The 7874-nt window shown below is 73.1% G+C and carries 5 protein-coding genes; all 5 read left to right on the forward strand.

Going from position 1 to position 7874, the window contains the following annotated elements:
• Window positions 1–1229, forward strand: a 1229-nt coding sequence (locus VQ02_RS19085) for a TonB-dependent receptor (RefSeq protein ID WP_048445797.1), incomplete at its 5' end; no start/stop codon positions are given.
• Window positions 1230–1727: 498 nt separating this feature from the next.
• Window positions 1728–3512 (forward strand): IucA/IucC family protein, encoded by a 1785-nt coding sequence (locus VQ02_RS19090; protein WP_048445798.1) that lies wholly within the window; start codon window positions 1728–1730, stop codon window positions 3510–3512.
• Window positions 3496–5298, forward strand: a complete 1803-nt coding sequence (locus VQ02_RS39295) for an IucA/IucC family protein (RefSeq protein ID WP_245239784.1) — start codon at window positions 3496–3498, stop codon at window positions 5296–5298. The genes VQ02_RS19090 and VQ02_RS39295 overlap by 17 nt, the downstream gene beginning before the upstream one ends.
• Complete coding sequence (locus tag VQ02_RS39300) at window positions 5295–6560, forward strand: AMP-binding protein (protein WP_245239785.1); 1266 nt, start codon at window positions 5295–5297, stop codon at window positions 6558–6560. Before VQ02_RS39295 ends, VQ02_RS39300 begins: the two co-directional genes overlap by 4 nt.
• Window positions 6557–7874: DUF6005 family protein (locus VQ02_RS19100; RefSeq protein WP_425339911.1), on the forward strand; the 1318-nt coding region annotated here is incomplete at its 3' end. The genes VQ02_RS39300 and VQ02_RS19100, both read left to right, overlap by 4 nt.

Genomic DNA, 7874 nt, shown 5'->3' on the forward strand with positions numbered 1-7874 from the left:
ACGCCGCCGGCGGCGTCAGCCGCTACAACGAGGACTTCCTGACCTCGTCCTACCGGGTCACGAGCGTGACCGGCCAGGCGACCAACTCGCTCGCCATCCAGCCCCAGGAAATCCAGGGGATGACCGGCGAGGTCGGCCTGCGCACGAAGTTCCAGACCGGCATGCTCGGCCATTACCTCACCGTCTCGGCGGTCGAGGCGAACAACCGGAACTACCGCGGCGGCTTCCTCACGCCGACCCTGCCGGTGTTCCAGACCAACATCTACGATCCGATCCACCTGCCGCGCGGCTCGGTGAACACCCTCTTCCTCCCGCGCTCCAACGAACGGCCCCTGTTCACGGAGCTGAGCGCGCGCAGCGTCGGCATCGCCGACACCCTGTCGCTCGGCGAGGACCGCTTCCTCCTGACCCTGGGCGGGCGGTTCCAGGAGATCGATCAGCAGAGCTACGTCACCGCTCCGGGGGCGACCTTCGGCAACGTGGCGTCGAACTACCAGCGCGGGCGGTTCAGCCCCGCCATCGCGGCGGTGTTCCGTCCGTTCGACAACCTGTCGTTCTACGGCAACTACATCGAGGCGCTCGAGCCGACGCAGATCGCGCCGGTCGTGGCGATCAACGCCAACGAGGTGTTTCCTCCCGCCGTCAGCCGGCAGCAGGAGATCGGCGCCAAGTACGATTTCGGCACCGTTGCGGTCACGGCCTCGCTGTTCGAGATCGAGCAGCCCAACGCCTTCACCGATCCCGCCACGCGGCGGTTCTCGGTCAGCGGCCTGCAGCGCAACCGCGGCCTCGAATTGTCGGTGTTCGGCGAGCCGGTCCCGGGGGTGCGGCTCCTCGGCGGCGTCACCTTCATCGACGGGCGCCTCGTCAACGTCGCGGAGCGCCAGTTCAACGGCAACGTCGCCCCGGGCGTCCCCGACGTGGCGTTCAACCTCTACGGCGAGGTCGACATGCCGCCCTGGCTCGCCCCCGGCCTGACCCTGACCGGTCGCGCCATCTACACGAGCAGCCAGTTCTACAACCAGGCCAACACGCAATCCGTCCCCGACTGGACCCGCTTCGACGCCGGCCTGCGCTATACCTTCGAGGGCGTGTCGGGGAAGCCCGTCACGGTCCGCGCCATCGTCGAGAACGTGTTCGACAACTCGTACTGGGCGTCGGCCGCCCGCGGCTTCCTGGCCGTCGGCGCACCCCGCACGGTCATCGTCTCCGCCACGGTGGATTTCTGACCGCCGACGGCCCAGGCCGGCTTCGGCCCGGGCCGCGCGATCCAGGCGACAGCGGCGCGGCGCCCTTGATGGAGGGCGACGACGGCGCCGCCTCGCGCATGTCCGATGGAGTGTAACCTTCGGCACCGATCGATGAGGCTGGATGATCCGGGCATACCATGCCACCTGAATGCCGATTTTTGTTTTGAGAATAGTTCAAATATGTAAAATATCGAGCAACGTATCCGATTTTTTTCTTGACCGGGCGACGGCGTGAGGCGATAGACGTGGCCCTCGCGGGCTGACTGGCCCTCACACAGGGGCTTCGCGGCAGGTCTCCTTTGCCCGGCGCCGTCCGACCGCCTGAGGCGCCGCGGCGTCGCCCATTCCTCGCCGCAGGCCCGGCACCGCCCATCAAGGGGGGCGGTCATTCCCTTCCGGTCGAGGCGGGCGCGGCGGCGCCGCCCGGACGGGAACCGCCGCGGCCGAGAGTGGAGGCTCGAACAAGGTTTGGTCGTCATGCTCCCATCGTCCCAGGGCGTCGCCGAGGCGGCGGCCTTCCGCAGCTTCGCCAACGGCTACCTGCGCGAGATCGACCCCGGCATCCGGGTGCACCACGCCCTGCCGGACGGTCCCCCGGCACCCTGCGTCGAGTGGAACCTGCGCAGCCAGCGCGTGGCGATCCGGGCCGAGATCCTCTCCCCCTCGCTCTGCGGCGCGCAGGGGTTCGGCCGCCTCTGGACCCGGCATCGGCACGAGCCGCGCTGGCGCCTCGTCGCGCCGATGCGGGCGATCCAGGAGCTGCTCGGCGAGGCCTATGCGCGCTGCGACGAGGGCGGGACCGGGACCGCGCGCGGGCGCGAGCTGGAGCTTCTCGGCCGCGTGCTCGACAGCTACCGCGAGACCGCCCGCCAGCTCGACCCCGCGCCGCCGGAGGCCGGCGACGGGACGGACTTCATCGACGCCGAGCGCGCCCTCGTCTTCGGCCACTGGCTGCACCCGACCCCGAAGAGCCGGCAGGGCCTCACGCCGTGGCAGGCGCGGGTCTACGCCCCCGAAGAGGGCGGCGCGTTCCGGCTCGCGGTCTTTGCCGCGGCGTGCGACCGTGTCCGGCACGACTCCGCCGCGTCCCGGTCGGCGCCGGAGATCGCCCTCGACCTCCTCGGTGGTGACGCGGCGCGGCTGCCGCTGCGCCCGGGCGAGGTCGCCCTGCCGATGCACCCGCTCCAGGCCGAGGCGCTGATGCTGGAGCCCGCCATCGCCGCGATGGTCGAGGCGGGGCTCGTCCGCCCCTTGGGCGCCTTCGGCCCGCGCTTCACCGCGACCTCGTCGCTGCGCACCGTCTACGCGCCGGATAGCCCCTGGATGGCGAAGTTCTCGCTGCCCGTCACGCTGACGAACTCGCTGCGGGTGAACCGGATGGCCGAGCTCGAGGCCGGCGTCGCGGTGGCGCGGCTCCTCGCGCGCGGCGGCGGCGCGGCGGACGGGAATTTTCGGATCCTTGCCGACCCGGCCTACCTCACCCTGGACTGCCCCGGCCGCCCGGAGAGCGGGTTCGAGACGGTCCTGCGCGAGAATCCCTTCCGCGGCGGCGCGGAGCGCGGCGTCGCCGTCGTCGCGGCGCTGACCGCCGAGCCGGTGCCGGGCCGGCCCTCGCGGCTCGCGGCCCTGCTGCGCCGCCTCGCCCCCGGCGGGGCGGCCGACCTCGCCCACGCCGCGCGGACCTGGTTCAGCCTCTACCTCGACTGCTCGCTTGACCCGATCGTCGCCCTCTACGACCGGCACGGCATCGCCCTCGAGGCGCACCAGCAGAACATGCTGCTCGACGTCGCCGACGGCTGGCCGCGCCGCGGCTTCTACCGCGACAACCAGGGCTTCTACCTGTCGGAGGCCGCCCGCCCGCGCCTCCAGGCCCTGGTGCCCGAGACCGGCGCCATCGCCTCGCTCTACTTCGACGACGACGAGATCCGCCGGCGCCTCGCCTACTACCTCGTCGTCAACCAGGTCTTCTCGGTCATCGCCCGCATGGGCCATGACGGGCTGGCACGGGAAGAGGTCCTCCTCGACGACCTCGCCCGCCGGCTGGAGATCGTCGCGCGGCGCATGACCGGGGCGGGGCGGGCCTTCGCCCGCTCGGTCCTCGACGCGCCGACGCTCTGCACCAAGGCCAACCTGCGCGTCCGCCTGTCGGACCGCGACGAGCTCTCCGCGGGCGACGGCACCGGCAACTACATCGACATGCCGAACCCGCTCAAGGAGCGCGCCGGCACCCGGACCCGATCCGGCCGTGTCCTCGCATCCTGAGGTGGCCGTGCGGCCCGAGACGTCCCGGTCGCCCGAGGCGGCCGGCCCGCCGGAGGAGCGCGTCCTGCGGCAGCTGGCGGAGGCGGTCCTGTTCGAGGGCCTCGCCGACCGCGACGCCGCGACCGACGCCGGACGGCTGCACTGGCGCCTCGGCCCGCATCGCTTCCGTGCCGTCGGGTCGCTCGGTCCCTTCGGCCGCCCCCGCCTCGTTCCCGGCACGGTCGAGATGGCGGACGGGCGGGACGGGTGGCGGGCCGCCCCGCTCGCCGCCCTGGCCGAGGCGCTGCCGGGTTCGGCGGAGCGCCGGGAGCGGCTGCTGGCGGAGCTCCGGCAGACGGTCGCGCTCTGCCGCTGGAACGCCGACACCCTGCGGCCGCCGGAGCGCCGCGCCCTTCCCTTCGCGGCGCTCGACGCCGCCCTGTGGGAGGGCCACCCCTACCATCCGTGCTTTAAGGCGCGCACCGGCTTCACCCTGGAGGACCACGCCCGCTACGGGCCGGAGGCCGGCGCGGCGTTCCGCCTGCGCTGGCTCGCCGTGAGGCGGGACGCCGTCGCCCTGGCGCTGCCGGGCGACGAGGACGCGTTCGGGCGCGCCGAGCTCGGCGCCGAATGGGACACGCTCCTGCGGCGCCTCGGCGAGGCCGGGTACGCCCTCGCCTCGCACGCCGTCCTGCCGGTCCACCCCTGGCAGATGCGCCGGCTCGAGCGGGGGCCGCTCCGGCCCTGGCTGGCCGAGGGGCGCGCCGTGCCCCTCGGCGAGGCCGGTCCGCACTACCGCGCCAGCCAGTCCCTGCGCACGCTGCACAACCGCGACGACCCGGGCGCCGCGAGCGTGAAGCTCGGCCTCGGCGTCGTCAGCACGTCGAGCCTGCGGATCCTCGATCCGCACTTCGTCCTCACGGCCCCCGCCCTGTCGGGCTGGCTGGCGGGGATCGTCGCCGGCGATCCCTTGCTCGGCGCCCGGATGAGCGTCCTGCGCGAGTACGCCGCCGCGATCGCCGACCGGGACGGTCCGCTCGCGGGCCATCTCGCCGCGATCTGGCGCGAGAGCCCGGACCTGTCGCCCGGCGAGGCCGCCGTGCCGTTCAACGCGCTCTGCGCCTGCGAGGCGGACGGCAGCGCCTTCGTCGCGCCCTGGCTGGCGCGCTACGGGGTCGCCGACTGGCTCGACCGCCTGGTGGAGGTCGCGGTGCTGCCGGTCTGGCACCTCCTGGTGGCGCACGGCGTGGCGCTGGAGGCGCACGGGCAGAACATGATCCTCGTCCACCGCGACGGCTGGCCGGAACGGGTGATCCTGCGCGACTTCCACGAGAGTGCCGAGTACGCGCCGGGCTTCGTGCCAGACGTGGCCCGCGTGCCGGATTTCGGCGCCATCGATCCCGCCCATGCCGCCCCGGCGGACGGCCGCTTCCACGCCGTCCCCTCGCCCGCCTTCCTCGCCGAGCTGGTGACGGACAGCCTGTTCGTCTTCAACCTCGGCGAGGTCACCCGCCTCCTGCGCGAGCGGGCCGGGCTCGACGAGGCCGGCTTCTGGGCTCGCCTCGGCGACCGGCTGCGCCGCCACGCGGCGGAGCACGGGCTCGCCGACCGGTTCGCTCGCCTCGGCGTGGACGCGCCCCGCCTACGGGTCGAGGCGCTGCTCGCGCGCAAGCTCGGGCTGGAGGAGGCGCGCTGCAGCCGCCTCGTTCCCAACGCCCTCTATCCCGATGCCCTCTCGCCCAGTCCCCTCGCGCCCGACGCCCTCCGGCCGGATCCGGCCCTGACCATCCTGCGGGAGACCCCATGATCGAGATCGACGGACGCACGATCGGCGCGGACGAGATGGAGGTGGCCCTGGCGTGCGTCGCGGTGCAGGCCTCCCTGCGGGGCGGCACCGGCGAGCGCGTCGCCGCGCGCTTTCGCGATGCCGAGGGCAGCCTCGCCTTCATCCTCGCCGCCCGGCGGGCCGGCGCGACCCTGCTGCCGATCCACCCGGCCCTGCCCGACGACGGGGCGCGCCGTCTCGCCGCCCGCGCCGGATGCCACCGCATCTTCCTCGACGGGCTCGAGGGCGAGAGCCTGGACGGCGTCCCGCCCCCGGTTCCAGGCGAGGGGCACCTGCTCCAGATGAGCTCCGGCACGACCGGCGAGCCCAAATGCATCGCCCGTCCCTGGCGCGCGGTGGAGCGCGAGATCGAGAGCTACGTCGCGGCCTTCACCGAGCCGGACGGAATGACGCCGGTCGTCGCCTGCCCGATCACCCACTCCTACGGCCTGATCTGCGGCCTCCTTGTCGGCCTGCGCCGTGGCCGCGCGCCGGTGGTGCTCGACACCGCCAACCCGAAATACCTGCTGCGCCGCCTGCGGGAGATCGAGCGGCCGCTGCTCTACACCTCGCCGGCCATGCTGCACACGCTCGCCCGGCTGCTGCCCGCGGGCGAGCGGATCCACGCGGCGATGACCTCCGGCACGATCCTGCCCGCGCCCTGGTTCTCGCTGATCCGCGCCCGGGTGGAGCATTTCTTCCAGCAATACGGCTGCTCCGAGACCGGGTGCATCGCGGTGAACCCTGACCTGCAGCAGGCCGACGCGATCGGCCGCCCCCTGCCCCACCACCGCGTCCGGGCCGGCGCGAGCGCCGAGGCGCCGGAGGAGATCGTCGTCGAGGGCGAGGGCGGAACGGTGCCGACCGGCGATCTCGGCTACTGGCAGCCCGACGGCATGCTGGTCTTCGTGGCGCGGGCGAGCGACACGATCAACGTCTCGGGCCTGAACGTCTATCCGGGCGAGGTCGAGGACGCCGTGATGGCGATGCCCGGCATCACCGACGCCGTGGCCTTCGCCAAGGCGGACCCGTTCGCGGGCGAGCGGGTGATGCTGCTGTTCAGCGCCGAGGCGCCGGTGCCGCCGCGCGCGCTCCAGGACTGGTGCCGCCGCTGGCTCGCCGGCCACCAGGTCCCCGTCGAGGCGGTGCAGGTCGGCGCCATCCCGCGCCAGGCCAACGGCAAGATCTCCCGCCGGGAGGCCGCCGAGCGCTACCGGACCGGCGCGCTGGGGGCCGAGGCATGACGATCGCCGCGACCCCCGGCCTGACCCGGGATGCCGCCGTCGCGGCCATCGGCACCGTCCTGCGCGAGGAGATGAACCATCCCCATCTCGACCTCTTCGGGCCGCAGGCACGGCTGAACGAGGACCTCTACCTCGACTCGGTGCAGGTGCTGCAGCTCATCCTGTCCCTGGAGATGAGCCTCGGGCTGTCGATCCCCGAGGAGGCGATCGCCCGGCAGGACCTCGCCACCGTGGCCGACCTCGCCGGGCTGCTCGCGCGCGTGCCGCCGGCGGCAGGCGATCCCGCAACTTCCGCCCCGACGGACGCGGCCGGGACACCGTCCGAGGGCGTCCACGGCGAGTTGCCCTACGACCTGAAGATCCACTGCTTCGTCAGCTGCGTCTGCGACGGGCTGAAGGCCCGCGGCATCGACCACCGCCCGTTCTACTTCCTGATCTGGGACGCCGAGTTCGCGATCACCGACGAGTTCCGCCTCGCCTACCACTCGGACGCCATGGACCACGAGGCGTTCCGCTACTGGTTCGAGCGGCTCTACGGCGTGCCGGTCGTCTCCTGGTACGACCACTCCCGGTCGAAGGACGACAACGTCGCGGTCCTCCTCGACCTCCTGGAGCGCCGCGCGCCGGACGAGCGCGTGATGGTGATGCTCGACATGTTCCACCTGCCGGAGCGGGAGAACAAGTTCAACCAGAACCCCTTCCCGCACTACCTGATGGTGGGCCTCACCGACGACCCCGCCCTGTGGCAGGTGCGCGATCCCGACTTCCGGTGGGAGGGCGTGATCGAGCGCGAGAGGATGCTGAACGCGATCCGCCAGCCGAGTGTCGCGGGCGGCTACCGGTTCGATCCCGCGCGGGCCCGTCCGCCGGCGGACGCGGATCTGGCGGCCTTCTTCGAGGCCTGCTTCAATCCCGACGCCAACCCGCTGATCGATGCGGTGCGCGCCGTCGTCTCGGCCCATGCCGAGGGGCGCGGCGGGCTGCGGCTCGCCGATGTCGGCGAGGCCCTGCGCGAGCTGCCGGTGATCACCATCCGCAAATGGGCCTACGAGCACGGCTTCGCCTTCTTCTGGCGCGCCCTGCGCTGGCCGGACGCCGAGTTCCAGCGGATCTGCGATGAGATCGAGGCACTGGTGAACGGCCTGACCGCCCTGCACTACGGCATCCTCAAGCTCGCCCGGACGGCGGATCCGACCCAGGTCCCGCCGATCATGGCCAGGCTCGACGCGCTCGACGCGGCCGAGTTCGCGCTCAAGCGCCGCCTCGCTGCGGCCTACGCGGCCTGGCGCGCGCCGCGGCCGGGCCCGGCCGCCG

Origin of the sequence: Methylobacterium variabile (genome assembly GCF_001043975.1) — a bacterium.
Classification (GTDB): Bacteria; Pseudomonadota; Alphaproteobacteria; order Rhizobiales; family Beijerinckiaceae; genus Methylobacterium; species Methylobacterium variabile.